The organism is Neiella holothuriorum (assembly GCF_019457915.1).
Lineage (GTDB): Bacteria > Pseudomonadota > Gammaproteobacteria > Enterobacterales > Neiellaceae > Neiella > Neiella holothuriorum.
Genome location: NZ_JAHZSS010000025.1, coordinates 29398 through 54518 on the forward strand (window position 1 = coordinate 29398; position 25121 = coordinate 54518).

General features: G+C 48.6%; 27 protein-coding genes. 2 read left to right on the top strand and 25 right to left on the bottom strand.

Going from position 1 to position 25121, the window contains the following annotated elements:
- Window positions 1-38: 38 nt before the first annotated feature.
- From K0504_RS16300 to K0504_RS16380, 17 genes are all read right to left on the bottom strand, one after another.
- The gene (locus tag K0504_RS16300) at window positions 39-1337 is read right to left on the bottom strand and encodes an NAD(P)/FAD-dependent oxidoreductase (RefSeq protein WP_220105221.1); all 1299 of its coding nucleotides are present in this window, start codon (window positions 1335-1337) and stop codon (window positions 39-41) included.
- Window positions 1338-1401: 64 nt separating this feature from the next.
- Window positions 1402-1947: an alpha/beta hydrolase YcfP gene (gene ycfP, locus K0504_RS16305; RefSeq protein WP_220105222.1), complete on the bottom strand. Its 546-nt coding sequence runs from the start codon at window positions 1945-1947 to the stop codon at window positions 1402-1404.
- 39 nt (window positions 1948-1986) lie between these two features.
- Window positions 1987-3006, bottom strand: coding sequence for a beta-N-acetylhexosaminidase (nagZ, locus tag K0504_RS16310; RefSeq protein WP_220105223.1), 1020 nt, complete (start codon window positions 3004-3006; stop codon window positions 1987-1989).
- Window positions 2957-3895, bottom strand: coding sequence for a DUF6279 family lipoprotein (locus K0504_RS16315; protein ID WP_220105224.1), 939 nt, complete (start codon window positions 3893-3895; stop codon window positions 2957-2959). Before K0504_RS16315 ends, nagZ begins: the two co-directional genes overlap by 50 nt.
- On the bottom strand, window positions 3888-4184 hold the full coding sequence (locus K0504_RS16320; RefSeq protein WP_220105225.1) for a hypothetical protein: 297 nt from the start codon (window positions 4182-4184) through the stop codon (window positions 3888-3890). Before K0504_RS16320 ends, K0504_RS16315 begins: the two co-directional genes overlap by 8 nt.
- A 77-nt stretch (window positions 4185-4261) precedes the next feature.
- Entirely contained in the window at window positions 4262-5302 is a 1041-nt protein-coding gene (gene holB, locus K0504_RS16325) for a DNA polymerase III subunit delta' (RefSeq protein WP_220105226.1), read from the bottom strand.
- 2 nt (window positions 5303-5304) lie between these two features.
- Window positions 5305-5937 (bottom strand): dTMP kinase, encoded by a 633-nt coding sequence (tmk, locus tag K0504_RS16330; RefSeq protein ID WP_220105227.1) that lies wholly within the window; start codon window positions 5935-5937, stop codon window positions 5305-5307.
- Between the two features lie 3 nt (window positions 5938-5940).
- Window positions 5941-6978 (bottom strand): endolytic transglycosylase MltG, encoded by a 1038-nt coding sequence (gene mltG / locus K0504_RS16335; RefSeq protein ID WP_220105228.1) that lies wholly within the window; start codon window positions 6976-6978, stop codon window positions 5941-5943.
- Window positions 6968-7786, bottom strand: a complete 819-nt coding sequence (gene pabC, locus K0504_RS16340) for an aminodeoxychorismate lyase (protein ID WP_220105229.1) — start codon at window positions 7784-7786, stop codon at window positions 6968-6970. Before pabC ends, mltG begins: the two co-directional genes overlap by 11 nt.
- Window positions 7787-7916: 130 nt before the next feature.
- Entirely contained in the window at window positions 7917-9155 is a 1239-nt protein-coding gene (fabF, locus tag K0504_RS16345) for a beta-ketoacyl-ACP synthase II (protein ID WP_220105230.1), read from the bottom strand.
- Between the two features lie 76 nt (window positions 9156-9231).
- Window positions 9232-9468 carry an acyl carrier protein gene (acpP, locus tag K0504_RS16350; protein WP_220105231.1) on the bottom strand — a complete coding sequence of 79 codons (237 nt, stop codon included), beginning with the start codon at window positions 9466-9468 and terminating at the stop codon, window positions 9232-9234.
- Between the two features lie 162 nt (window positions 9469-9630).
- Complete coding sequence (fabG, locus tag K0504_RS16355; protein ID WP_220105232.1) at window positions 9631-10368, bottom strand: 3-oxoacyl-ACP reductase FabG; 738 nt, start codon at window positions 10366-10368, stop codon at window positions 9631-9633.
- Between the two features lie 29 nt (window positions 10369-10397).
- Window positions 10398-11327 carry an ACP S-malonyltransferase gene (gene fabD, locus K0504_RS16360; protein WP_220105233.1) on the bottom strand — a complete coding sequence of 310 codons (930 nt, stop codon included), beginning with the start codon at window positions 11325-11327 and terminating at the stop codon, window positions 10398-10400.
- Between the two features lie 18 nt (window positions 11328-11345).
- A complete protein-coding gene (locus K0504_RS16365) occupies window positions 11346-12302 on the bottom strand; it encodes a beta-ketoacyl-ACP synthase III (protein WP_220105234.1) in 957 nt (318 codons plus the stop codon).
- Window positions 12303-12312: 10 nt separating this feature from the next.
- Window positions 12313-13335: a phosphate acyltransferase PlsX gene (gene plsX, locus K0504_RS16370; RefSeq protein ID WP_220105235.1), complete on the bottom strand. Its 1023-nt coding sequence runs from the start codon at window positions 13333-13335 to the stop codon at window positions 12313-12315.
- 13 nt (window positions 13336-13348) lie between these two features.
- Window positions 13349-13513 (bottom strand): 50S ribosomal protein L32, encoded by a 165-nt coding sequence (gene rpmF, locus K0504_RS16375; RefSeq protein WP_220105236.1) that lies wholly within the window; start codon window positions 13511-13513, stop codon window positions 13349-13351.
- A gap of 5 nt (window positions 13514-13518) precedes the next feature.
- Window positions 13519-14043: a YceD family protein gene (locus tag K0504_RS16380; protein WP_220105237.1), complete on the bottom strand. Its 525-nt coding sequence runs from the start codon at window positions 14041-14043 to the stop codon at window positions 13519-13521.
- 156 nt (window positions 14044-14199) lie between these two features.
- Here K0504_RS16380 and K0504_RS16385 point away from each other — a divergent pair, with 156 nt between their 5' ends.
- On the top strand, window positions 14200-14805 hold the full coding sequence (locus tag K0504_RS16385; protein ID WP_220105238.1) for a Maf family protein: 606 nt from the start codon (window positions 14200-14202) through the stop codon (window positions 14803-14805).
- An 8-nt stretch (window positions 14806-14813) separates the two neighbouring features.
- Here K0504_RS16385 and K0504_RS16390 read toward each other — a convergent pair whose 3' ends face one another.
- Window positions 14814-15275 carry an Mpo1 family 2-hydroxy fatty acid dioxygenase gene (locus K0504_RS16390; RefSeq protein WP_220105239.1) on the bottom strand — a complete coding sequence of 154 codons (462 nt, stop codon included), beginning with the start codon at window positions 15273-15275 and terminating at the stop codon, window positions 14814-14816.
- 176 nt (window positions 15276-15451) lie between these two features.
- Complete coding sequence (locus tag K0504_RS16395) at window positions 15452-15802, bottom strand: HIT domain-containing protein (protein ID WP_220105240.1); 351 nt, start codon at window positions 15800-15802, stop codon at window positions 15452-15454.
- A gap of 82 nt (window positions 15803-15884) precedes the next feature.
- Here K0504_RS16395 and K0504_RS16400 point away from each other — a divergent pair, with 82 nt between their 5' ends.
- On the top strand, window positions 15885-17696 hold the full coding sequence (locus K0504_RS16400) for a M61 family metallopeptidase (RefSeq protein WP_220105241.1): 1812 nt from the start codon (window positions 15885-15887) through the stop codon (window positions 17694-17696).
- 26 nt (window positions 17697-17722) lie between these two features.
- On the opposite strand, the gene K0504_RS16405 is transcribed toward K0504_RS16400, so the two are convergent.
- From K0504_RS16405 to malG, 6 genes are all read right to left on the bottom strand, one after another.
- Complete coding sequence (locus tag K0504_RS16405) at window positions 17723-18877, bottom strand: ABC transporter substrate-binding protein (protein WP_220105242.1); 1155 nt, start codon at window positions 18875-18877, stop codon at window positions 17723-17725.
- A 329-nt stretch (window positions 18878-19206) separates the two neighbouring features.
- On the bottom strand, window positions 19207-20037 hold the full coding sequence (locus tag K0504_RS16410; protein ID WP_220105243.1) for a M23 family metallopeptidase: 831 nt from the start codon (window positions 20035-20037) through the stop codon (window positions 19207-19209).
- A complete protein-coding gene (locus tag K0504_RS16415; protein WP_220105244.1) occupies window positions 20030-20911 on the bottom strand; it encodes a 6-carboxytetrahydropterin synthase in 882 nt (293 codons plus the stop codon). Before K0504_RS16415 ends, K0504_RS16410 begins: the two co-directional genes overlap by 8 nt.
- A 97-nt stretch (window positions 20912-21008) precedes the next feature.
- Window positions 21009-22808: a tetratricopeptide repeat-containing diguanylate cyclase gene (locus K0504_RS16420; RefSeq protein WP_220105245.1), complete on the bottom strand. Its 1800-nt coding sequence runs from the start codon at window positions 22806-22808 to the stop codon at window positions 21009-21011.
- A 228-nt stretch (window positions 22809-23036) separates the two neighbouring features.
- Window positions 23037-24182, bottom strand: a complete 1146-nt coding sequence (locus K0504_RS16425; protein WP_220105246.1) for an ABC transporter ATP-binding protein — start codon at window positions 24180-24182, stop codon at window positions 23037-23039.
- Between the two features lie 47 nt (window positions 24183-24229).
- On the bottom strand, window positions 24230-25120 hold the full coding sequence (gene malG, locus K0504_RS16430) for a maltose ABC transporter permease MalG (protein ID WP_220105247.1): 891 nt from the start codon (window positions 25118-25120) through the stop codon (window positions 24230-24232).
- Window position 25121: the final 1 nt, after the last annotated feature.

Here is a 25121-nt window from a genome sequence, read left to right on the forward strand (position 1 = left end):
TCACTGCTTTTTTGAAATTAACAGGAGAGCATTACAGATTAATGTAATTTGAGTTTGGGCCTAAATACGCGGCTGATCTTATCTGACAACGCAAGAAAGGCTGTTTTCAAATAACCATGCAACGCAATCTGGTGCATGCGGTACAACGAGACGTAAACCAATCGGGCAATACGCCCCTCCACCATCATTGAGCCTTTGGTTAAGTTGCCCATCAAGCTTCCAACGGTGCTGAACTTACTCAATGAAACGAGAGAGCCATGGTCTTTATACGAGTAATCGAGCAATGCTTCGCCAGCCATTTGAGCTCGAATATTATGAAAAGCATGGCTCGCCATTTGGTGAGCAGCTTGAGCTCGCGGTGGCACGAAACCACCAGCAGTCATGGGGCAACTCGCCGCATCACCAATCACATAAATGACGTCGTCATTAGTGGCCTGCAACGTCGGTTTAACCACCAGCTGGTTATTGCGATTGGTCTCAAGACCCGCAATGTTTTTAAGGAAGTCAGCGCCTTTAATACCCGCCGCCCAAACTTGAAGATCGGCGGCAATGAGCTCGTCATCTTTGGTGTGTAAGCCTTGATCACTCGCTTCAGTGATCATGGTTTTCACCCGAACATCAACGCCAAGCTGAGTAAGTTCATGGTGAGCCGCGGCAGAAATACGCGGCGGCAATGCAGGTAAAATGCGTTCACCGGCTTCCACCAAGGTGACTTTAAGGTTTTTCTGACTGACATGACGGACGCCATATCCAGCCATTTGCTTCGCTGCGTTATGCAATTCTGCGGAAAGCTCCACCCCAGTGGCGCCAGCCCCCACAATGGCAATACGCAATGGCTCACTACCCTCGCCTTGCACATGTAGGCGGAAAAATGAATCGAGCATTTTGCGGTGAAAGCGATGCGCTTGCGTTGGGCTATCTAAAAAGATGCAGTGATCACGCACGCCTTTGGTACCAAAGTCATTTGAAACGCTGCCCACGGCGAGCACCAAATAGTCATACGCTAATTCGCGCTCTGGCAGCACTTCTTCGCCATCTTCGCCAAGTAACGGCGCAAGCACCAACTGTTTGGCAACCCGGTCAATATCGGCCATGGTGCCGAGTTGGAAATCAAAACTATGGTTGGCAGCGTGGGCTCGATAGCTTACTGCATCAACGCCATCATCCAGCGCGCCGGTAGCAACTTCGTGCAATAAAGGTTTCCAAAGATGGGTTCTATTCTTATCAATTAGAGTGACTTCTGCTAGGCCCTTGCGGCCTAATTTACGCCCTAACTTAGTGGCGAGCTCAAGGCCGCCTGCGCCTCCGCCGACAACGACGATGCGTGGTTTGCTCATACTACCTCTACTTGCCCCGCCGGTGACGCAGGGCGGTTGAATGATCCGAGTCGGATCTGCGTGATTATTGGATTTGTTGTTTAAATTCTTTCATCAGCGGCAAATGGCTAGCAATGTTTTTGAACTTGTGTTCTTGCTGCTCGTCCCACACCACCGTGTAATAGGGCTCTAGCTCTTCGGCTAGTGCTTTATTGTCTTGGGTTTGATCGTTAACTGACAAGATACAAAGGCTTTTGCCTTTGTTCTTTGCGCGAAATTCGGTCACACACTTAGTCGCAATATTTGAGTACTCTTCTGGTCGATCAATCTTACCTTCCATGTTCAGCTCAGGGTGCAAGTTTGGGTTTAAAATGACCGAGCGAATACCACTCAAAAAGGCAACACGTTCGCACCAGTAACCACCAAGGCCAACCCCAACCATAATTGGGTTTGGATCATCACAGTTATCGAGCTCCCGCTTTACTTCTTTGAGAATGTGCGACATGTCATGACGCGGGTGCAAGGTGCTGTATGTAACAAAGCGAACATCCGGATCAATAAACTGCAACTGCAGAATTTTTTCGTGGTTACCGGGGCTTGTCGCATCAAAGCCATGCAAATAAATGATCATGCTGCATTCTCCATAATTTCTAGATCAAGTTAGCGCAGTCTAAAGCGCAGGGATCGCCAGTGTTGGGAAGTTCGCTAACAACTGTTTGTAGCGTTCACTTTGATGAAGGTAATCCCACTCAGTTTTTGTGGAGTTTAACAGAGATTTGAGCCTTTGCGAGTGAGGCAAAACATTTTGCCAGCTATCATCTGCCAGCAATTCAAGCACGCCAGCTCTGTCGTTACAGAGCAACACCATGTCACAACCTGCTAATAGCGCGGCTTTGGCTCGTTGCGGATAAGAGCCCATTGGCTCAGCGCCTTTCATGGCAAGATCATCCGAAAAGATCACGCCATCAAAACCCAACTGCTGACGTAAACGATTAAGCCAGTATGGAGAAAATCCCGCTGGTTTATCATCGAGTTGTGGATAGATAACATGGGCAGGCATCATCGCGTCTAGCCGCTTACTGCCGATCAGATCTTTAAACACCACTTCATCTTGCGCAACGTCCGCTTCGCTTCGGTCATCGACCGGAATAGCAATGTGCGAGTCAGCAGCAACACTGCCGTGGCCAGGGTAATGCTTACCGGTACATTTCATTCCCGCGTCATGCATGCCATCAATGAAGGCGGCGGCCAACTCGGTCACTTGTGCTGGGTTATCGGCAAACGCTCGATCGCCAATCACCTCACTAATGCCGTTGAGATCAAGCACTGGCGCAAAGCTAATATCAATGTCGCAAGCCAGTACCTCGGCAGCCATCAGCCAGCCTAGTTCACGGGCAAGTTGTAGCTCACTCCATGAATGTTCGTTGACTAACTCGGCGATTTTACCCATTGCCGGAATGGCTGAAAAACCAGAACGAAAACGTTGTACTCGGCCACCTTCATGGTCAACCGCCAACAGCAGTGGCTTACCTGCCACCTCGCGAATTTCGGCGACGAAATGATTCAGTTGAGTGCGAGTTTCAAAGTTACGGGTAAATAAAATAACCCCGCCAACGGCTGGGTGTTGCAATAAGTCATGTTCATCGGCTTGCAGAGTCTTGCTCTGCAAGTCGAGCATCAGTGGTCCCATGCTCGGTTTCCTTTGGTTCGTATCGTGCGGCTAAATCAGTAAAATCGTCTTGCCATTTCGCCAATGATTTGTCGGCGTAACGTAATTGTTTGGGCGTTAGAGTTTGCTGTAGTTGGGCATATAAACTGGCGTAAGAATATCGTACTTGCGCTAAGTAATCTTGAAAGCCTTCGGCGGTTTGCTCTGGCTCAGCCAACAACAAGTCTCGTAAATCTTGTTCTAAGCCTGCCTCGAACCGCTGCGCCAATATTTCACGTAATCGTGCCATCCAGAATTCGCCTTGACGTTCTATCAACGCCTCATCATAAGGTCGCGTTGTGGCCCATTGCGTCAGAATATTTTGTTGTGGTTTAGTCAGCGAGTCGAGCCACTTCTCCAGCCCCTCTTCGGTGTTATCGTACCAATACTCTAACCATTCCTGCTCTGTTCGCTCTGCCGACTTCTTGCGCGACTTAGCAACCTGCTGCTCAATATTGTCGAACAGTTCATCGACTTGTTCGTCACTCAGGCTACGCGCCAACTTAGCTAAACTCGGTAACGCTTCGGCGAGCAGGCGTTTTTGATGATTGCGCATCTGATCGAGTTGAGCCAGCCATTGCTCGGCCGTCCATTGCTCAGCGGCAAATTGCTCGCGAAAAAGCGCCATATCGGCGGCATAGCGCTCAAGCTCTGTTGATTGATGCCAATTGAGTAATCTCGCTAATTCGTCGTCGAGCAAGCGCTCTTGAATATCATTTAAGCTGACATAATCGTCGACATACCAAGGCACTAACCAGTCGAGAAATTTGTAAGTTGTCTTGAAGCTGCATGCCGAAACCAACCCACACAGTGCAAGCACGCTGAGTATTCGACACCATTTGCTCGCAACAGGGTAAAACCAATTAACCATGTGTCACCAAAATAATAAGTCGGACCAATACCACCAGCCCAGCCATAAAGATCCAAATATTGAGTAACTTGCGGTAATCCTCGCAAACTTGTTGCAAGGTTGGATCGGCGTAAGCTAAATGTTCTTGCCGCCAAACAGAGGTTAACAAGCGGCGCCAACCTCTAAATTCGAATGATTCGTCTTTGAATGCAAGTTGTTTTAGTAAATCACGGCTTTGCTTAATTAAAATGATGGTAAAAACCAGCCATAACAGTAACCAAAACAACCACAGCGAAACGAGCAACGACATAACCGTATCTACCTCATGAGTGCTTTAGTGATTTAACGAGAAATGTGGTGTTTTGGCCGGTTTAGCATCGACGGTAATCACAATGACCGGTTTGGTGCTATTAATGGCCGGTTGGGTTGTTGCAGCAGTTGTTGCAGTGAAAGCAGCATGGCTTGCCATTGCAAATTTTGATTTAACCCCTGAGCACCTAGCGTTTGGCGCCAGTTTGCCAGCCAAGGGCTCCAGTCTGGACATTGGTGATGTAGCTGTTGAGCCAGCGCATTCAATTCAGTCCAATGCTGCGAGAACATTAAGTGCTCAGGCGTTAACCCCAAGGTGACTTTCTGCAAGTCCAGCAACAAAGATGACAACCAATGGTAACTATGGGGGAAGTCATCAACTGCATCAGCCAACAGCTCGTTTGAAATACTGTCACCTTGAAGAACTGCAAATAAACGTACCAGAAATGCATCGAGTTGATGGTGCAAGCCTGATTCCACAAAACTACGGGCTAACAGCGGCGCCCCGCCGTTTAGACGTAAATGCGCCAAGGTCGCAGCGGAGCCCTGCTCGGCAAGCCAATCGAGGGCGACTTGTTCATTCGGTACGGCAACCAAATGCTCCTGACAACGGCTAGTAATCGTTGCCACCAACTGGCCGGCATTGGCGGCACTCAAGAGTAAAAAGGCATTTTGGCCAGGCTCTTCTAGCGTTTTAAGGAGGGCATTTGCTGCGGCTTCAGTCATGATCTCAGCATGTTCAATCAGTACGACGCGAGCACCTTGCTGGTGAGCTGTTTCGGAAAGCGTGGCAATGGCCTTGCGAACGATATCGACGCCAATACTCGCCCCTTCGGTTTGCAAGTTGAGAAAATCAGGATGGCTCCCCGCGCGAACTAATAAACAGCTTCGGCATTGACCACAGGCGCCCAGTGACGTTGGAGACGCACAGAGCAAGCGATGGGCTAACCAATGCGTTAATTGTGATTTACCGGTGCCTTCAGTACCAGTAAACAACATCGCGTGAGGTAAACGCTGTTGCGCAATTTGATCGAGCAGCCGTTGCTGACTGCCACTCAGCCAAGGTAACTGGCTAATATCAAAACTGATGGCGGGTTGTTCGTCTGTTGCCTTTACCATGCTCATTCCTGCCATTGCGCGACGGCATGTTGTAACGCGGCTTCAATATCAGCCTGAACTTGCTCAATAGACTGACTCGCATCAATAGTCACGATACGTTCGTCGGCAGCGGCCAACTGCAAGTAGCGGTCGCGAGTACGGTGGAAAAAGTCGAGTGACTCTAATTCGATGCGATCAAGTTCACCTCGCCCGCGTGCCCTTGCCAAGCCTATCTCAGGCTCGATATCCATATACAAGGTTAGATCGGGTCGAAAGTCCCCTAACACCAAATCACGCATACTTTCGAGGACATGACGATCGATTTGCCGCCCGCCGCCTTGATACGCTTGAGATGATAAATCGTGACGGTCACCTAACACCCAGCCATTGTTGGCAAGTGCTGGTTTAATGCGCGTTTCAACCAACTGAGCACGGCTGGCATACATCAGTAATAATTCAGTCGTTGGCGATGGCGAATCAGCTAAATCTGGCCGTTTGACTAAATCTCTTAGCGCTTCGCCCAGCTCGGTACCGCCGGGTTCACGAACGTGGAGTAGTTCAACGCCAAGACCTTCAATAAACGCCTTAACACACTGACTGGCTGTAGATTTTCCGGCGCCTTCAAGGCCCTCAATAACAATAAATCGACCCGCCAATGTCTACTCCTTATTGGACGTTTTGTTCAGAATATAGCGCCGTACATTGGCGTTGTGCTCAGCTAAATTTTTTGAAAACACATGGCTACCATCGCCGCGACTGACAAAATAATAAAGCTCGCTGGTCTCTGGTGCCAGCGCCGCTTCAATGGCCGCTTTACCCGCCATGGCAATTGGTGTTGGCGGCAACCCTTTAATAACGTAAGTATTATACGGCGTCGCTTCTCGTAAATCCGTTTTGCGAATATTCCCATCATAGCGCTCGCCCATCCCGTAAATAACCGTGGGATCGGTTTGCAGCCGCATATTGGCGTCGAGTCGATTGTGAAATACCGATGAAATCAATGCGCGTTCGCCGTGCTGGCCTGTTTCTTTCTCAATAATCGACGCCAATGTTAAGGCTTGGTAAGCCGATTCCAAATGTTTCACCGCTTCATCATTGCGCTGCTGCCAAGCGTTATTGAGTACTTCGACCATCCGTCGATGCGCACGTTGCAACAATTCCTCGGCAGAGGTGCCTGCGGTGTAAAAATAAGTGTCTGGATAAAGCCAGCCTTCGATGCTCGCTTGCTCGATAGCAAGACGTTGACGCAGCGCCGCCTCATCATCAACAACAACTGCACCGGTTAAGTGTTCTGCTTGTTTAATTTGTGCTTGCCAGTCCCACCAGCGGCTGCCTTCAACAAAGGTAATGGCGAATTGGTGCTCTTGCCCTGCCACTAAATGCTGCAATGCGTTCGCTAAGGTTTGTCCAGGCGTGAGTTGGTAAGTTCCCGCACGAATGGCGCCAAGTTCGGGTTGTTGCCTGAGCAGCCAGCGTAGCCAGCTTTGTTCGCCAATCCACTGGTGCTTTTGCCATTGCTTCACTAGCGCATACACCGATTGCCCTGGGCGAATGGTGATGAGTTCGGCCTGCTCGTTCGTTAGCCGTTGATTGGCAAAGTCATCGATTTGCTGGTTGAGCCACCAGTAGCCAGCCACTCCGGCAATAAGGGCTGCAACGGCTAAGGCCATTGCCAACTTAACAAACTTAGCTTTCAAGAGGGTCGAGTTCCTTTTGCAGTAATCGGCACAGAAAATGAGATGAATAATGATGCTGCTGATAGCCAGTTACCGGCACAGGACCAATAATTCCATTACAAATAAACAGCTCATCAGCTTCTTCTAATTGCGCCGGCTGGACGCGTACCTGATGCACTCGATACTGATGTTGGTGACAAAAATCCAATATTTTCTGACGCATGATTCCTGCAACGCCAGCCAATGACAGATCCGGCGTGTACAGTAAGTCGCCTCTGCGCCAAAAAAGATTTGCGGCATTGCACTCCACAACATAGCCATCCGAATCGCAAAATACGCCTTCAACGGCGCCTTTAGCAGACAACTCTTGTTTGCCTAACACCTGCTCCAGTCGATTCAAGGTTTTGTAACCCGCAAGCTTAGGTTGAATACCAAGTTGGAGCTCTGCTTGAAGTAACTGAATACCTTGCTGACGCCATTTAGCGACGTGACTTGGAAATGGATACAGCGCAACAACTCGAGCTGGCGAGTCGACGCCTTCACAAGAATAGCCTCGGCCGCCTTGGCCGCGACTCACGATGGCTTTTCCGACCATGAGGGGTTGCTGTGCTGAACGTGCAGCGGCCACGAGCTCTTGCTCAAGTAACGGCCAGTCAATGGCGTCAATCGCTAACGCCAGGCAAGCGCGCTGTAAGCGCTCAATATGCGCCTCAATATGCTGAACACAGCCGTTGATCACCCGAAATGTCGTGAATACGCCATCGCCAAAGCTCACTGCTCGCTGTGCTGCGCCAATTTGCTGACTGGTAATGCCGTTAATCCACATCATGTCATCATCCAATGATTGTATTGCTGCGCACGATGCCAAGAACAACACAGAGCAATGTTGCCTCAGCTCGCCATAAAAAAAGCCTGACAGCAGAAACTATCAGGCTTTTGTAGCGTTATAAAGTGAGGCGTTACAGCTTTTTGAACAGCAAGCTGCCGTTCGTACCACCGAACCCAAATGAGTTACATAACGCGTAATCCATTTCATGCTCGACTGCGCCGTTGGCACAGTAATCCAAATCACAACCTTCTGACGGGTTGTCGAGGTTAATGGTTGGTGGGATTTTTTGGGTTTGCAGCGCCATTACCGTGAAGATTGCTTCGACAGAACCTGCGGCACCTAATAAGTGGCCGGTCATCGATTTAGTCGAGCTAACTTTCAACGCATAAGCGTGTTCACCAAAGACTGACTTCACCGCATTGCTTTCGGCAATATCACCAGCTGGTGTTGAAGTGCCGTGAGCATTGATGTAGCCAATCGCTTCAGGTGCAATATCAGCGTCAGCAATGGCATTAGTCATGGCCGCAGCAGCGCCTGAGCCGTCTGCTGGAGGTGATGTCATGTGATAGGCATCACCGCTCATACCGAAACCAGATAACTCCGCGTAAATCTTAGCGCCACGAGCTTTCGCATGCTCATATTCTTCCAGCATCATCATGCCGGCACCATCACCCAACACGAAACCATCTCGGTCAGCATCCCAAGGGCGGCTGGCCTTTTGTGGTTCGTCATTGCGTGTCGATAATGCTTTCGCTGCGCCAAAGCCACCAATACCTAACGGCGTTGATGCTTTTTCACAACCACCAGCAATCATGGCATCGGCATCACCGTAGGCAATCATACGGGCTGCGTGGCCAATATTATGAACACCTGTGGTACATGCTGTGGTAATCGCAATATTAGGGCCTTTCAAGCCGTACATGATTGAGATGTGGCCTGCCACCATGTTGATGATGGTTGATGGCACGAAAAATGGTGAAATCTTGCGAGGGCCGCCGTTTTCCAGCGCACTATGGTTTTTCTCAATCAAACCAAGGCCACCAATACCTGAACCAATCGCAGCACCGACTCGATGTGCGTTGTCTTCAGTGATTTCTAAGCCAGAGTCTTTTAGTGCATCAATGCTAGCGGCGATGCCGTACTGGATGAAGTCATCCATTTTACGAGCATCTTTTTTGCTGATGTATTCAGTTACATCAAAGTCTTTAACGAGGCCTGCAAAACGTGTCGAGTAAGCAGACGCATCGAAGTGCTCAATGGCAGAAATACCGCTTTGACCAGCGAGCAAGTTTGCCCAAGCTGATTCAATGGAATTACCGACGGGCGATAATAGGCCGAGACCGGTCACAACTACGCGACGTTTGGACACATTTTCCTCCTGACTGTACACGTAAAATTAAGGCGGCTGTAAAAGCCGCCTTAATAGAGCAAAAGTTCTGCTGAAATTAGTCTTGGTGCGCTACAACGTAGTCAACAGCAGACTGAACAGTAGTGATTTTTTCTGCTTCTTCGTCTGGAATCTCAGTATCAAACTCTTCTTCCAGAGCCATCACTAGCTCAACAGTGTCCAGGGAGTCAGCGCCGAGGTCATCAACGAAAGAAGATGCAGATTTAACTTCTTCTTCTTTAACGCCCAATTGTTCAACGATGATCTTCTTAACGCGTTCTTCAATCGTACTCATGATAGGTCATTTCCTTTCTAGTAGCGCAATGCGCAAATTTGCGAGTAGTTTATTCAATCGAGTCCAAGATGCAAGATCCGAAATGGACTGAAATGCTGGTCAAACCACAAAACACATAAAATATAGATGTTTTTTGGAATTTAATTGACCTAGTCGCACTTTTTAAACCATGTACATGCCGCCATTGACATGAATTGTTTCGCCGCTGATATAACCTGCCACCGGCGAGGCTAAAAATGCAACTGTTGCAGCAATCTCTGTTGGTGAGCCCAACCGATTTAGTGGGACTTGGCTCATAATGGCTTGTTTTTGGCCATCATCAAGCGCTTGTGTCATATCGGTTTCAATAAAACCTGGCGCTACCGCATTGACGGTAATACCACGTGACGCTACTTCACGAGCTAGCGCCTTAGTGAAACCAATTAAGCCCGCTTTGGCCGCAGCATAATTTGCTTGGCCAGCATTGCCCATGGTGCCAACCACGGAGCCAATGTTAATGATACGTCCAGCACGTTTTTTCATCATGCCACGGATCACAGCTTTTGAAAGTTTGAACAAGGAAGTCAGGTTGGTATCGATCACATCCTGCCATTCGTCATCTTTCATTCGCATAAAAATGTTGTCTTTGGTGATGCCGGCATTATTAACCAACACATCCACGTCACCTTTTGCTTCTTTAATTGCAGCAAAAGCGGCATCAATTGATTCGCTATCGGTCACATTTAACGCTAAGCCTTGGCCGTTGTCACCCAAGTAGTCGCTAATGGCGGCAGCGCCTTTTTCGCTGGTAGCGGTGCCGAATACATAGGCACCTAAAGCAACCATTTGCTCGGCAATCGCCCGGCCGATACCTCGGCTCGCACCAGTGACTAATACGACCTGTCCTGTCAGATCAAGCATGTTATTTTCCTTTTAAGTTATCTAGCTGATTACTCAGCTACGATAGATTCGGCAGCTTCAGCGGTATTAATAGCTTTAATCGTCATGCGTTTTTCAGCACGTTTGATTAAGCCTGTAAGTACGGCTCCTGGGCCCACTTCAAACGCTTCGCTAACGCCCTGATCGGCTAACCATGTGACGGTCTCAGTCCAGCGAACCGGGCTGAACAGTTGACGAACTAACGCAGCTTGAATCGCGTCCGCGTCAGCTTCAGTCGCAACATCAACATTGTTCACTACCGCCACTTCAGGCTGACTAAGCTCAAGTTCCTTCAGCGTTTCTGCTAACTTATCGGCAGCAGGTTGCATCAGCGCACAATGCGACGGCACGCTCACTGGCAATGGCACTACGCGTTTAGCGCCAGCTTCTTTACAAGCAGCTCCTGCACGGGTTACCGCGTCAGCTTCACCGGCGATGACGGTTTGAATCGGTGAATTGAAATTCACCGCAGAAACCACGTCACCATTTGCCGCTTGTTCGCAGCATTCAACTACTTGCTCAGCCGTTAGACCGATAATAGCAGCCATGCCGCCAGTACCTGCAGGTACCGCGTCTTGCATATAACGACCGCGTTGTTCAACCAACTTAACGCCATCAGCAAACGCTAGCGCACCGGCGCAAACCAGCGCAGAGTATTCACCAAGGCTATGGCCGGCCATAAAATCGGGCTTGGCGCCACCGGCAGCCAAATAAATACGATACAAAGCAACACTGGTTGCCAGCAATGCAGGCTGCGCAACGAAGGTTTTGTTCAACTCTTCGACCGGCCCATTTTGAATCAGTTCCGCTAAATCGTAACCAAGTGCAGCTGACGCTTCAGCAAAGGTTTGTTGAGCAACCGGATGATCAACCCAATCACCGAGCATGCCAACGGATTGAGAGCCCTGTCCAGGGAACAAGAAAACGCGTTTTGACGCCATAACAAATCTACCTGATGTTTAATATTGAATGAGCGCGGAGCCCCAGGTGAAGCCACCACCGAATGCTTCAAGCAGCAAGGTTTGGCCACGTTGAATGCGACCATCTCGGATCGCTTCGTCCAAAGCTAGCGGTACAGAAGCGGCAGAGGTATTACCATAGCGCTCGAGGTTCACCACAACTTTGTCCATGCTCATATCGAGCTTGCGGGCGGTTGCGGAAATAATGCGCAAATTCGCCTGGTGGGGCACTAACCAGTCAATGTCATGTTTATCAATCTGGTTGTAGGCCAAGGTTTCGGTGACAATCTCACTGAGCTTCGTCACCGCAACTTTAAAGACTTCATTGCCCTTCATGAACATGTAGTCATCTTCAGAAGGTGCTTTGCCATAGGCTGGCACCGCTGCTTTTAGCAGTTCGGTGTAACGCCCATCGGCGTGCATGTGCGTCGACAAGATGCCCGGCTCTAAAGAGCTTTCAAGAATGACAGCGGCCGCCGCATCACCAAATAAAATAATGGTGGAGCGATCTTCTGGCGCGCACATACGGCTAAGCGTATCGGCGCCCACGACTAAAATACGGTGAGAGAAGCCGGTACGAATATACTGATCGGCCACGCTCAGGGCATAAGTAAAGCCCGAACAAGCGGCAGCAAGATCAAAAGCAGGAATAGCGGGAATACCGAGCTCAGCTTGTAATTGGCAAGCCAAACTTGGGAAAGCCATGGTATTGCTTGCCGTTGCAACGATAATCATATCGATATCGCTGGCAGCAATTTGTGCTGCGTCGATGGCATTTAATGATGCATTGCGAGCCAGATCTGTGATGGTTTCGTCATCACCAATAATGTGGCGTTCTGCAATGCCTGTGCGTTCCAAAATCCACTGATCGCTGGTATCAACCATCTTTTCCAGATCAGCGTTTGTACGAACTTGCTTCGGCGCGTAAGAGCCGGTACCAATAATTCTAGAGTGCATGAAAATCCAGTTAATTGCCTAAAAGTGCTGATTCCAGCATGTCGGCGATGCGTTTAGGAACCTGACGCTCAACTTCCAGCACCGCCTCGCTAATGGCCGCAGCCATTGCGCCGACATCAGCATTGCCGTGGCTCTTGACCACAATGCCGCGCAATCCTAGCAAACTTGCGCCATTATACTGGTCGGGGTTCATCGCTTTTTTTAATTTAACAGCACCGGGAAAAACGAGTCCAATCAACCACTTCTTCCACTTCGGCAATTGTTTCTTGGGGAAGAGTGAAGTCAAAATCAAGCTTGTCAGGCCTTCACATGTTTTCAGGCATATATTGCCAACAAAGCCATCGCAGACGACCACATCGGCGTGCCCCATGAAAATTGCATTGCCTTCAATATAGCCGCTGTAGTTTAGATCATCACAGGACTGCAGCAGTTGAGCGGTTTGCTTAATTTGATCATTGCCCTTGATTTCTTCCTCGCCAATATTGAGCAGCGCAACTCGCGGTTGTGGAATGTTTTCCACCACCTGCGTCATCGCCGATCCCATTAAGGCAAATTGGAATAAGGTTTCTGAATCACAATCAACATTGGCGCCCAAGTCGAGCATATGCAAACGACCACCGTCCATTGTCGGTAGCGCTGTGATCAGTGCTGGCCGCTCGATTCCAGGTAGTGTTTTCAAGATCAGCTTGGACATGGTCATTAAGGCGCCAGTATTACCAGCACTGACACAAGCAGACGCATCACCGGCGGCAACCGCTTCTAACGCTAAGCGCATCGAGGATTGACGTTTGGTGCGCAATGCACTCACTGGCCGCTCATCCATTTCAACGACCTGATCTGCATGTAGCAATTGGCAACGCTGTTGAATTGAGGCGGTTTGGGACGTGAGCCAGGGTTCAATAACGGTCTGTTGACCGACAAGAAGAAGATTTAGATTGGGGTGCTCGAAAAGAGCCTTGGAAGCAGAAGCTAAAGTAACGGAGGGGCCGTAATCGCCCCCCATTACATCTAACGCAATGGTTAGAGAGTTCAAATTAAGTAAGACCTTACTTAACTTTACGACCTTTGTAGTAGCCGTCAGCAGTCACGTGGTGACGACGGTGAGTTTCACCAGAAGTCTCATCCACAGACAGCGTTGGACCACTCAATGAATCATGTGAACGACGCATGCCGCGGCGTGAACGGGTAACTTTATTCTTTTGAACAGCCATAACCCTTACTCCTCACTGTTTTTCAGTTTATTCAATACTGCAAAGGGATTGGGTTTATCCTCTACAGACTCGTCTAGTTCGCCCCAGCTCATGTGACTCGTTTGCTTGCATGAACCTGGTTCATGCATTGGTGCAAAGGGCACCGCTAACAAAACTTCGTCTTCGATAAGCTGATGAATATGCACATCTTCATCTTCAGTCAACATAACAGGTTCGTATATTGAAGGAAGCTGTTCGGCAGCATCATCATCTCTGACCGGACTGTAGCTAACGTCGATATCGACATCTTGTAAGAAGGTGTCGTTACAGCGTTGACAAACTAATTGCAGCTGAGTGCGAACTTGCGTTCTCATTACAGCTAAGTTTTGTTCATCTCGGTCACATGCAAGGGTTACTTCCACACGCCCTTCTGGCACTGCCATCTCTACGAGACGGGGCAGCACTTGCTGCGGTATCACTCCGTCATAGCGCAGTCGCTTTTGAGCAGAGCGCACCGGATCAAGGCGCACAGGAATGTTCACTTTTTGCATAGGGCGCGAATGATAATGATGGAATCCCTCTTAGTCAAAGGAATTTCTTGCTTTGGGCAATAAAAATTTTCAGCACAAATCAGTGTTGTTGTGACTGACAAGCGAATCGGCAATTCGTAAACTGTTAAAACCAACCTATCAAATGATGACAGCGTCATGAAACGCCCAATAATTCTAGGCAGCACATCGCCGTTTCGTAAGGCAATTTTAGAAAAATTAGCCATTCCATTTGTGTGCTGCGCGCCGGATGTAGATGAGTCTGCCAACAACAACGAGTCACCGCAACAATTAGTAGAGCGATTAGCTGTAGAAAAAGCACAGGCCGTTGCTAAGCACTACGAACATGGTTTAGTGATCGGCTCAGATCAGCTGGCTGTCGTTAATGGCAAGGTGCTAGGCAAGCCTCACAGTCACGAAAATGCAGTTGCACAGCTACAGGCTTCTAGCGGCAATGTGGTGACCTTTTATACGGGCTTGAGCTTGTTAGATGCGCAAAGCGGTCAATTTGAGTCGTTGGTCGAGCCTTTTGAAGTGCACTTCCGAACATTGACCGATGATGAAATAGAGCACTACCTAACGTTAGAGACACCTTATAAATGTGCTGGTAGCTTTAAGAGTGAAGCGGCGGGCATTGCGTTATTTGAAAAACTAGTTGGTGATGATCCGAATACCTTGATGGGAATGCCTTTGATCCGGTTAATCGAATTATTGCGCCGACAACAGGTAGATGTGCTCGCCCTTGCTAACGAGCACAACCACTAGCAGCGTCATTAGTATCTAACGCCCAGCTTGTGAAAAATAAAATGCATCAACCAAGCTGGGCCGATGAGCAAAAAGAATACATCTTTAAAGAAAGACGGCTTTTTCCCTTCAATTTTATGACCAATAAACTGCCCTACCCAGGCCGCAACAAAGACCATCAACGCGAACTGCCATAGCGGCATTGTTGTGCTCCAAACGGCACACAAGGCACAGCAAGCCAGGCTGAATAGCAACATTGCCACCATTAACTGTGGCGACAAACGCCAGTAGTAAAGATGAACAGGTAGTAGCAAGACTGTTGCCCAATTAATCCAAGCCGCTTCGGCAAATGGGAACGGAATACTCCAAATCAGGGCAACAACAGTAAAAAATATAACCGGCACACAAATCCAATGAATAAACTTGTTGGTGCCGTTTTGATGGCTCTCGCCGTATTCATCAAGTAATTGCTGTAGCTGCGCCGTTGCCATAAATCCCTCCCACAGGGTTAGTTATCCATTTAGTTGAGAATAAGTTTTATTTAAATGGAAGCGAGAGAATAACGAGGAGAGCTGGTCGGGAACAGCAGCGAAGGTCAAAGATGTTGACCTTCGCACATTTTTCAAACGGTCGTTTGAGTTATCTGGCCGTTTTTGATGGGGTAACTTTAGCGCGAAAGCATAGGCCCAAGATGAACGCCGCCAACTAAATGCATGTGAATGTGGTAGACCTCCTGACCGCCATGCTTGTTGCAATTGACAATCAGGCGATAGCCGTCTTCATCAATACCAAACTGTTTGGCCAGCTTGGCCGCCACCGTAAACATTCTACCTAGCGCTGCTTCATCATCGGCAGTCACATCATTGGTCGTTGGAATTTGATGGTTGGGCACAATCAACACATGAGTTGGCGCACGAGGTGAAATATCAGGAAAGGCTGTCACCAATTCATCCTGATATAAAATTTCTGCGGGGATTTCCTTCGCGATGATTTTAGAAAATATTGTGGGTTGAACCATATCCTTGTCTTCTCGGCAAACAGAGTTTGGATTAGCATAAGCGAGCTAATGCCACGATTCCACCAAAGAGCGAACTCAATTCATGACAACCCCAGCCGTGCACTATCAAATTAAATTCGATCAAGCCAGCAGCCACTATTTTGATGTGTCACTCACTACGCAAGCCAATGGACCAGTAACTGTAACCCTGCCCGCCTGGCTACCCGGCTCGTACATGATTCGAGACTTTGCTCGCAACATTGTGACGCTCGAAGCTCACAGTGGTGACATGCCCCTTGAGCTGATCCAGCTCGACAAACAAAGCTGGCAAACCGAAATGGTCAGCGGAACGGTGACATTTAATTATCGAGTGTACGCGTGGGACTTGTCGGTTCGTGCGGCTCATCTCGATTTACAACACGGCTTTTTCAATCCAAGCAGCTTATGCCTGCAGGTTGTTGGTAGCGAAGAGCTAGCTCACGGGCTAGCTATCATTGCGAGTGACTACGCCAAAGCCAACAACTGGCGCGTTGCCACCGGCCTGATGCCAAGCCAGGTTGATACGGCAGGCTTTGGTGATTACCTAGCGAAAAATTATGATGAGCTACTGGATCACCCATTTGAAATGGGCACCTTTAGTGAAGATTCATTTCAAACCCACGGCGTCAATCACCGCATGATATACACAGGCGCCCAACAAGGTGCCTTAGCGCGAATTTCCGCCGATGTGGAAAAGGTTTGTGCCGCGCAAATCGAAATGTTTCAAGACGAGCCACCATTCGATCAGTACTTGTTTATGACCATGGTGGTTGGCAACGGTTACGGCGGCCTAGAGCATCGTAACTCCACCGCATTAATGACATCACGCAAGGCGTTAATTACCAACGCGTCCGATCCACAGACGGCTGACTATCGCGACTTTCTGGGATTATGCAGCCATGAGTATTTTCATAGCTGGAATGTAAAGCGCATTAAGCCTGCCGAGTTTACCCCTTATCAACTCAGCCAAGAAAGTTACACGCGACAACTTTGGGCTTATGAAGGGATCACCAGCTACTACGACGAACTCATGTTATGCCGCTCTGGCGTGATCACTCAAACCGATTACCTCAACATGCTAGCGGTGACGCTAAGCCGTGTGAGTCGTGGCCAAGGGCGCCTGAAGCAAACGGTAACTGACTCCTCATTTAATGCTTGGAGTAAGTTTTACAAACAAGATGAAAATGCACCCAATGGTATTGTCTCTTACTACACCAAAGGGGCAGAAATAGCCTTGTGTCTTGATTTGCTGCTGCGCAAGCACTCTAACCATCAAGTCTCTCTCGATGATGTTATGCGTATGCTTTGGCAACGTCACGGCAAACCTGAGATCGGCACAGAAGAAGACACGGTGCAGCGCTATGCCACCGAGCTGTTGCTACCTCATTGCCCAGAAGCCAATGCGTTGTTGGCGGTATTCTTTCATGTTGCTCTCGATAGCACCGACGAATTACCAACAATTGAGCTGTTGCAGTGGGCCGGTGTCGGTTATCAATTACGCCCCAGCTATGGCCCTGACGATAAAGGTGGTAAAGCGCCGAGCCAACGCTTAGGCAATCACTTAGGCGCACGGATTAGTGCTGGCGATGGTGGCGCTAAATTAGCTGTGCTGTTTGAGGGTGAAGCCGCCGAACAAGCTGGCTTAGCCGCCGGCGACATCATCGTTGCCATTGGCGGAACTCGAGTTAATGCGGGAAATTGCCAAGCCGTGTTGAATGAATTTGCTACCGGAGAGCAAGTCTCGGTGCATGCCTTCCGCCATGAGCAACTGTTTGAAACTCGTTTAACATTAACTCAGTCTGCACCTTGTTTAGTCGAATTGGCACTGGCCGATCCCAACCTTGCAGAACCTTGGCTCAGCCGACCTGGCGCTTAGCGTTAGCCCTTGAGCGAGCCGACCGCTTAGTTGGCTCGCTCGATATTCGCTTGACTGGCTTTAGTCTCGGCAACAACTTTTTCCCAGCTAAAATCATAAGGCAGCGACGGGTTGGTATGGAGCAACGAAAACTGGCGATAATCGATATCGCCATCATCCAGCGCTTTGATTGCCGCTTTGATTGCCACAACATTTTGCTGATTGGCAGGTGCTAGCTCCGTTTTGAACTGAACCGTTTCTTTCGCAAAATCCGCACCACCAAAATAGTCGTGCACTAACACCATCGCCCAAGCCCCTTCCATGAAGTGACCGCCATAGGATACATCTAATTGACCATCGGAAATGGCAGCTAGGCCAGCTTCACTCCAGTCGACGCCGCCAAACAGCATCGTTGGATTTTTATCGGGAGTCTGCGCAATAGCCGCTTTTCTAGCTTCTAATGCAAGGCTATCACTTGCGGCCCACACTAAATCCGTCTTGGGGAAGCGTGTGAGTAAACCAGTCGCAATGGCACTGGTTTTGTGGGCTCGCCAATCTGTATGTACCAATTGTTTAAGCGTTGTGCTGCTCTGCTGTTCGACCGCTCGATGTAAACCTTTATCTCGTTCAAGCGTGGTGGCAACACTTCGTAGCCCACTTAGCGCGATCAAGTTGGAGTGGGAATGGTCACGCTGCTTATTCATATCAATCAGGTAATTCGCCAGATCAAAGCCGACTTTTTCATCATCCGCAGCCATATTGCCTATCCATTGGCTAAAACGTTCACGAGGTCGTTTTACCTTGCTACGTTCATCAGCCGGCACACTACTATTGATAATGAAGGATTTAACACCGGCGTGTTCAGCGGCTTTAAGCACAACCTCGCCGCGCTGCCGGATATAGATATAAATGAGGACATCAGGAGGCTGGTTTGATTCAATTTCGGCCAACAGGCTGGAAATGTAATGGCCCCGATTACTATCACCGTATAAGATCTTGAGCTCGATCCCGAGGTCATCTGCAGCATGCTGCATTTGCTCCGTTAAACGCCCCCAAAAAGGAACGCTGGGTGAAGCCGGATTGATAAAGGTGACCCGAATTGGCGCATCATCACTGGCTGACGCGCAGTTAAGATATAACAGCGAGCTGATGACAATGCTTTTTAACAACAGTAGCAAGTTGCGGCTAAACACTAAACTCATTGGGCTCCAGTACTTCATTAGCTGTTCGCAATGGCTAGCAGTCTATACAGCTGCCGAGCGACGATCATGAATCACCAATTGAAATTTGTAGCTTGTCACATTCGCATTACCCATTCGGTGTAAATATGAACAAACCATCGACAAACCGAAGAAACATGGTCACCAATTAATTGACGGTTTCACCTTAGGCAGCAAGCTTCGACTAAGCACACCAGAAAGCATGTTGAGCGGTAACATCGCATCTCTTCGCATTCAGTCAATCATAGCCTAGCCTTGAATTTTCACGCCAACGCTGCTGGAGGAAACACAATTTTGCTCACGCATGCTGGCTAGTTGGAGTCACTCTTTTGTGGCATCGGCGGCACCAGTAACTGAGGATCGACTCGAGCCGATTTCCAATTCATTCGCCAATCTAAATGGGCACCAGTAACACGGCCCGTTGCACCGATAAGAGCCACAGCTTGACCTTGCTTAACAGTCGCGCCCTGCTCGACTAAAGCGCCAGACAAATGCAGAAATGTTGAATTAACGCCAAAGCCATGATCAATGATCATGGTGCCGCCAGAATAAAACATGTCGGGTACCCACAGCACCACGACGCCATCAGCCGGCGCCATCACTTCGGTCCCGGTTGGGCGGGCAATATCAACGCCAAAATGCGGCCTGCGCGGTTCACCATTGTAAAACCGCTGGCTGCCATACACACCAGAAATCGGCCCTTCGACAGGCCAGATAAAGTCTTGCATAAAATCGAGTCGTTCGGTGACCGGCGCTCGTGCGGAGGCAACCATACGATTATCTTGCTGGGCGCGTTCAACATCCGCAGGATTGGGATTCATGATACGTTTGGCAATGCCTTCGATACGCTGAATGTTAAACTCACGCTCAATAATGTCGATGGTCGTTCGCGTTTCAACGCCGTTTCGGTCAACCGAAACTAACTCGCGAGAGCCCGTTTCATCGCGCCCTAAGCCAAAAACAAATTCACCGGCGGGGCCAACTTCAAGCGATTGATCTTGATAAGTAACACTTGCGCCGGGCGCTACTTGACCGCGAATTAATGCGCCTTGAATTGGTTTTGCCAACAGCTCTATTTGAGCCGTCGCGACGCTCGACCAGCACAGCGATACAGCCAATAACGTGCGTATCATATTATTCATCACTTGCAATGGCTCCTTTGCCCACACCTTCATAAGCGTAAATGGTAATTGCCCCTGTCACTTCTGGCCATTTATGAGTTTCGCGTAGTAAATAGTCTGCCAAGCATTCTACGGTCGTGTCGGTATCGATTAGCTCAACGGCATTGCGAGGCATGATGAGTTCGAATAAGCCTTGGCCAGAGACATAACTGAATCCGTAGTGACTTTGATCTCCAAGTTGAGATGCTGCATTTGAGCGATGCATATCGGCTAATTGTCTGCGGTCTTCCACACTGGCTAAATAAATATCTTGCCAACGCTCTGCCCAACGCTGCTCCAATAATTCGCTGCGAACACCGGCGTGCCACACTTCAATCATTGAACGATGCCCATGGGCAATACGCTGGCAATTGCCATCATGCTTTTTCAAACCATGGGTATAGTGATAACAGGCTGAATCTAGCTCTTCTTCGCGCAAGGTGAGATCAACTCTCACAACGTTGTCTGGCAAGTAACGAGGGATGATGGCCGCCAAATAATCAGTCACCGAACGCGCCGTAATGGCTTCGGTCGGCAATAATGCAAGGCCTTGTGATGGGCAATACAAGTGGATACTGCCGCCCGCGCCATCAAAGTCGAGCCAGCGCATGTCATGGTCACCTTCGGTCAAGGTGACTGCTTGATGCCCAGCTGGCACCAATAATTTATGATCAACTTCTTCGTCAATAATGGCTTTTAAGCGCTTTTTAACCTGACCAAAGTCCAGCACCATGCTTTGTTGGTCCAATTGGCCATGAAGCACAACGTCAACAATCCAGCTTTGGCCAACCATTCCACGGTTTGGGCACAAATAGGAGGAATCAATAACAGTGAGATCTTTTACAAACAGTTGCATGCTGACCAACTAATAACTTCTTAAAACTCAATGAGCGGTTGCGTAATTGAGGCTCAGTATACAGCGCCAGTCAGCATTTGCGCATTTTAATCGTCACTCACAGCATGACTTCATATTGTGACACATCGCCTTTATCTGTTGCTTCATCCCGATAGATCACAACCCGATTTCGACCTGCCGACTTGGCTTCATACAAGGCTTCGTCAGCCCGCCGAATAATGGTTTCTAATGGAAGGTTAACGCCTGAAACTGATGCCACGCCATAGCTGGCGGTGACTTCAATCTGCTGCGGCATTTGATTACTAATGGTCATCAAGTTTTGACGGCAACGCTCAATAATAGACAGGCTCTGTTGCTGACTACTACCGGGTAGAAAAATTGCGAACTCTTCGCCGCCGGTGCGACCAATAATGTCACGTTTACGCAATGCTTGACTCAGTTGGGTGGCCACGTGCCGCAACACTTCGTCGCCGACTGCGTGCCCAAAGGTGTCATTGACCGACTTGAAATAATCAACATCAATCATCACGACAGTGAAGTGGCTCTGCTCTAACAAGCACGAGCGATAGCGAGCCTCTGCTAATTCTAGAGAGTAGCGGCGATTGAAAATATTGGTCAGCGAGTCCGTTTGCGACAACAAGCGATAATGCTTGTGTTCTTTTCGAGAACGGATCAGCAGCACAAATAAAAGCGCACAAGCACTGCATGTGGCAAACAAACCAAGAATAATTAGCCACCTGTGGTTGATGATGGCTTCTTTTCGCATATCTGCGAGCTCATTTTGGGTGTTGAACAGGTTTATTTTTTGCTGTTCAGCGGTAGAGCTGAAACGGGCTTTTAAGTATGCCAGACGTATCGCCTTCGTTTGCCCGAGAGCCTGCTCTGAGGCATAGAATAAACGACGTTCAAATTCGAGTGCTTTATCCAAATTCCCTTGTCGCTCGGCAACCAAGCTCGCCACTTGGTAAGCGTCCGCTAGACTCTGCCACTGTTGCAACTGACTCGCTAGCAAGATGGCTTGTTGGCTGTGTTCTAAGGCTTTGGTTAATTGCTGTTGTCGTAAATAGAGCTGCGCCAAACTGACTTGAGCCGTAACAATGCCAGCTTTAAAGCCATTGCTTTGCAAAATATCCAAGCCCCGCAACAATGCGTCTAGGGCTTCTTGTTCTTTTTGTTGGTAGCCGAACATTCGCCCCAACCCAATTAAACCCACGCCTACAAACAAGGTTTCTTGATTGGCTTGGCAGAGTTCAATTTGTTGTTCAAACAAGTTTGCCGCTCGGCTCAGCTGCTTCGTCAGATAAGCAAGCTTTGCGCTGACATACATTGACGAGCAGGCAAATTTCGCACTACCAAGCTGCTCAGCAATGAGCTTTGCTTGTTCAATCCGAAATGCTGCTTGATCGTAAATTTGAGCATTGCTGAACAGGTTCCCTGCGGCAGACAGCACATCGTAACGTTGGCGCAAAGGGGTTTCGTCTGACAGCAACAACTCGCTTTGGTAGAGGTATAAAAATGCCGCTTCATAATCGCCGCGAATAGCAGCAAGATTCAGTAACAACGCATAAGCAGACAACTGTTGTGCAGGTAATTCACGTTGCTGGGCAATGGCCGATGCGAGTTGCTCAGCTTCGTTATAATCACCATTGATCAAGGCTAACTGAGCTTTAAACAAGCTTAGCCGAGCTTGTTGCGCTAAGTTCATCTCGTCATGACGCTGCGCCAACTGTTTCAGTTGTTGTTGCTGAACCGACGCACTATGCCATTGAAGCGCTTCGAGCTCTTGGAGCGCAACTTCCACATCAGGCATTGGCTGAGCGTAGCCCAATAATGGCACGGCCAACATGAAGCTAGCGAAACCTGTTGCAATCAGATGGCGGAATAAGTTGCGAAGCATGTATTTCTTAGTCGGGAAGACGAGTTCTTAAGGTTGGAGAACTATCGCATAAATTATACAAGTTTGAGTTGTTACTCAATAAAACTATTGCTCTTGCAGCCGATGAAAGCATCACGAAGTTCAAGCTCGAGTTTTGTTCATCAAGTAAAACAAGAAGTAACGCGAATAAAAAAGCCGGCAATGCCGGCTTTTAAGGTTTTAACGTTATTTGGCGAGCCAAATCATCGCTTATGTCAGTTTGGACGTGGTGTACTTGGCTTTACGAGGAAATGCTTGTTCGTTTGCGTCGAACAAATAACATGCATCAGCCGGAATACCAATTTGGTATTTCTGACCTGCATGTACGTCAACTTCGGCTTCCGCTTTAACCGTAAAGTCTTGCTCATCAATTGTCATATAAATAAATGACTCTGCGCCTAAGTGCTCAGCCACCATGACATCACCAGCAATACAACTGTCAGCATGGGGATGATCGGTGGTGACCAAGTGCTCAGGGCGAATACCTAGCTCAACTTCATCGCCGACTTGCGCTCTAGACGCATCAATCGAAGCGGAAATAATATCACCCGTCGTTAATTTCACCTTACAGCCGGCGTCACTAATTTCCAGCAGCTCACCTTTTAAAAAGTTCATTTTGGGTGAGCCAATAAAGCCACCAACAAACTTGTTGGCAGGATTATGATAAAGCTCTAATGGCGAACCAAATTGCTCTAAATTAGTGGCCGCATTTGGATCCAAAGGACTCAAAACCACAATTTTGTCAGCCAACGTCATGGCTTCCACCTGATCGTGGGTGACGTAAATGATGGTGGACTCCAGTTCTTTATGTAGCTTGGCAATCTCAATCCGCATTTTCACGCGAAGTGCTGCATCCAAGTTAGACAAGGGTTCATCAAACAAAAACACCGCCGGTTGCTGAACAATACAGCGCCCAATAGCAACCCGCTGACGCTGACCACCGGAAAGCGCTTTTGGCTTCCGATCAAGCAATGGCGTTAACCCCAATATATCTGAGGCTGCATCCACGCGCTTTTTGATCTCCGCTTTTTCGACTTTCTTCAGCTTAAGACCAAACGCCATGTTTTCGTACAGATCCATGTGTGGATAAAGTGCATAGGACTGAAACACCATCCCCACGTTACGGCCGACGGGTGGCACGTCATTCATGTGTTTGCCACCAATTTCTAACTCGCCCGACGTAATATCTTCAAGGCCTGCAATCATGCGCAACAGCGTGGATTTACCACAACCGGATGGGCCAACAAAGACCACAAATTCACCGTCTTTGATATTTAGATTAATGTCGCGCAGCGTGTCTTGGTGGACCGCTGGGTCATAATTTTTTCTAACACTATTTAGGACTACTTCAGCCATTTCAGACTCCGAATTCTTTACGATTATTCATCAAATTTGTGCAGGGATTAGCCTTTCACGCCGCCAGCAGTCAAACCGCCGACCAGCCAGCGTTGAGCCAGCAAAAATACAAACGTAATTGGCAAACCAGACATAACCGCAGCAGCGGCGAAGTCGCCCCATAAGTAATTTTGTTCATATAGGTATTGTTGCGCACCAACGGCCAAGGTGTACTTGTTCACATCCGTCATCAACAGTGATGCAACAGGCACCTCAGTAATGGCCGCAATAAACGACAAGATGAACACCACCGCTAAAATTGGCACCGACAGTGGTAACAGAACCAATCGGAAAGCCTGCCATGGCGTAGCACCATCAATCGCAGCAGCCTCTTCAAGCGACGAATCAATGGTTTCGAAGTAGCCTTTGATGGTCCACACGTGCAGTGCAATACCTGATAAGTAAATGAAAATTAGACCGGCATGGGTGTTAAGCCCTAACGCGGGAATATGCTGACCAATTTTGTCGAACATGGCGTAAATCGCCACCAACGCCAATACAGATGGGAACATCTGGAAAATCAGCATGCCGTTCAAAATTGTCTGCTTGCCGGAAAAACGCATCCGAGCAAACGCATAAGCACATGTTGTAGACAACACCACAATCAAGGCTGCCGTAATACCGGCCACTTTGATGGAGTTCCACAACCAAGTCAGTACAGGAAATGGCGGTGGTTTAATTGAGCCGTCTTCCATCACCACAGGTATACCCAGCGCTAAGCGCCAGTGATCCAATGATGGGTTTTCTGGAATAATGCTGCCGATCGCAAAATTACCTTCACGAAACGAGATTGCGATGATCATCAGTAGTGGAAAGATAATCAGCGTTAAAAAGAACCACATAAAGACATGCGTGCCTAAGATGCGATACTTAATTGATTTAGGTTGAACAATTGCCATC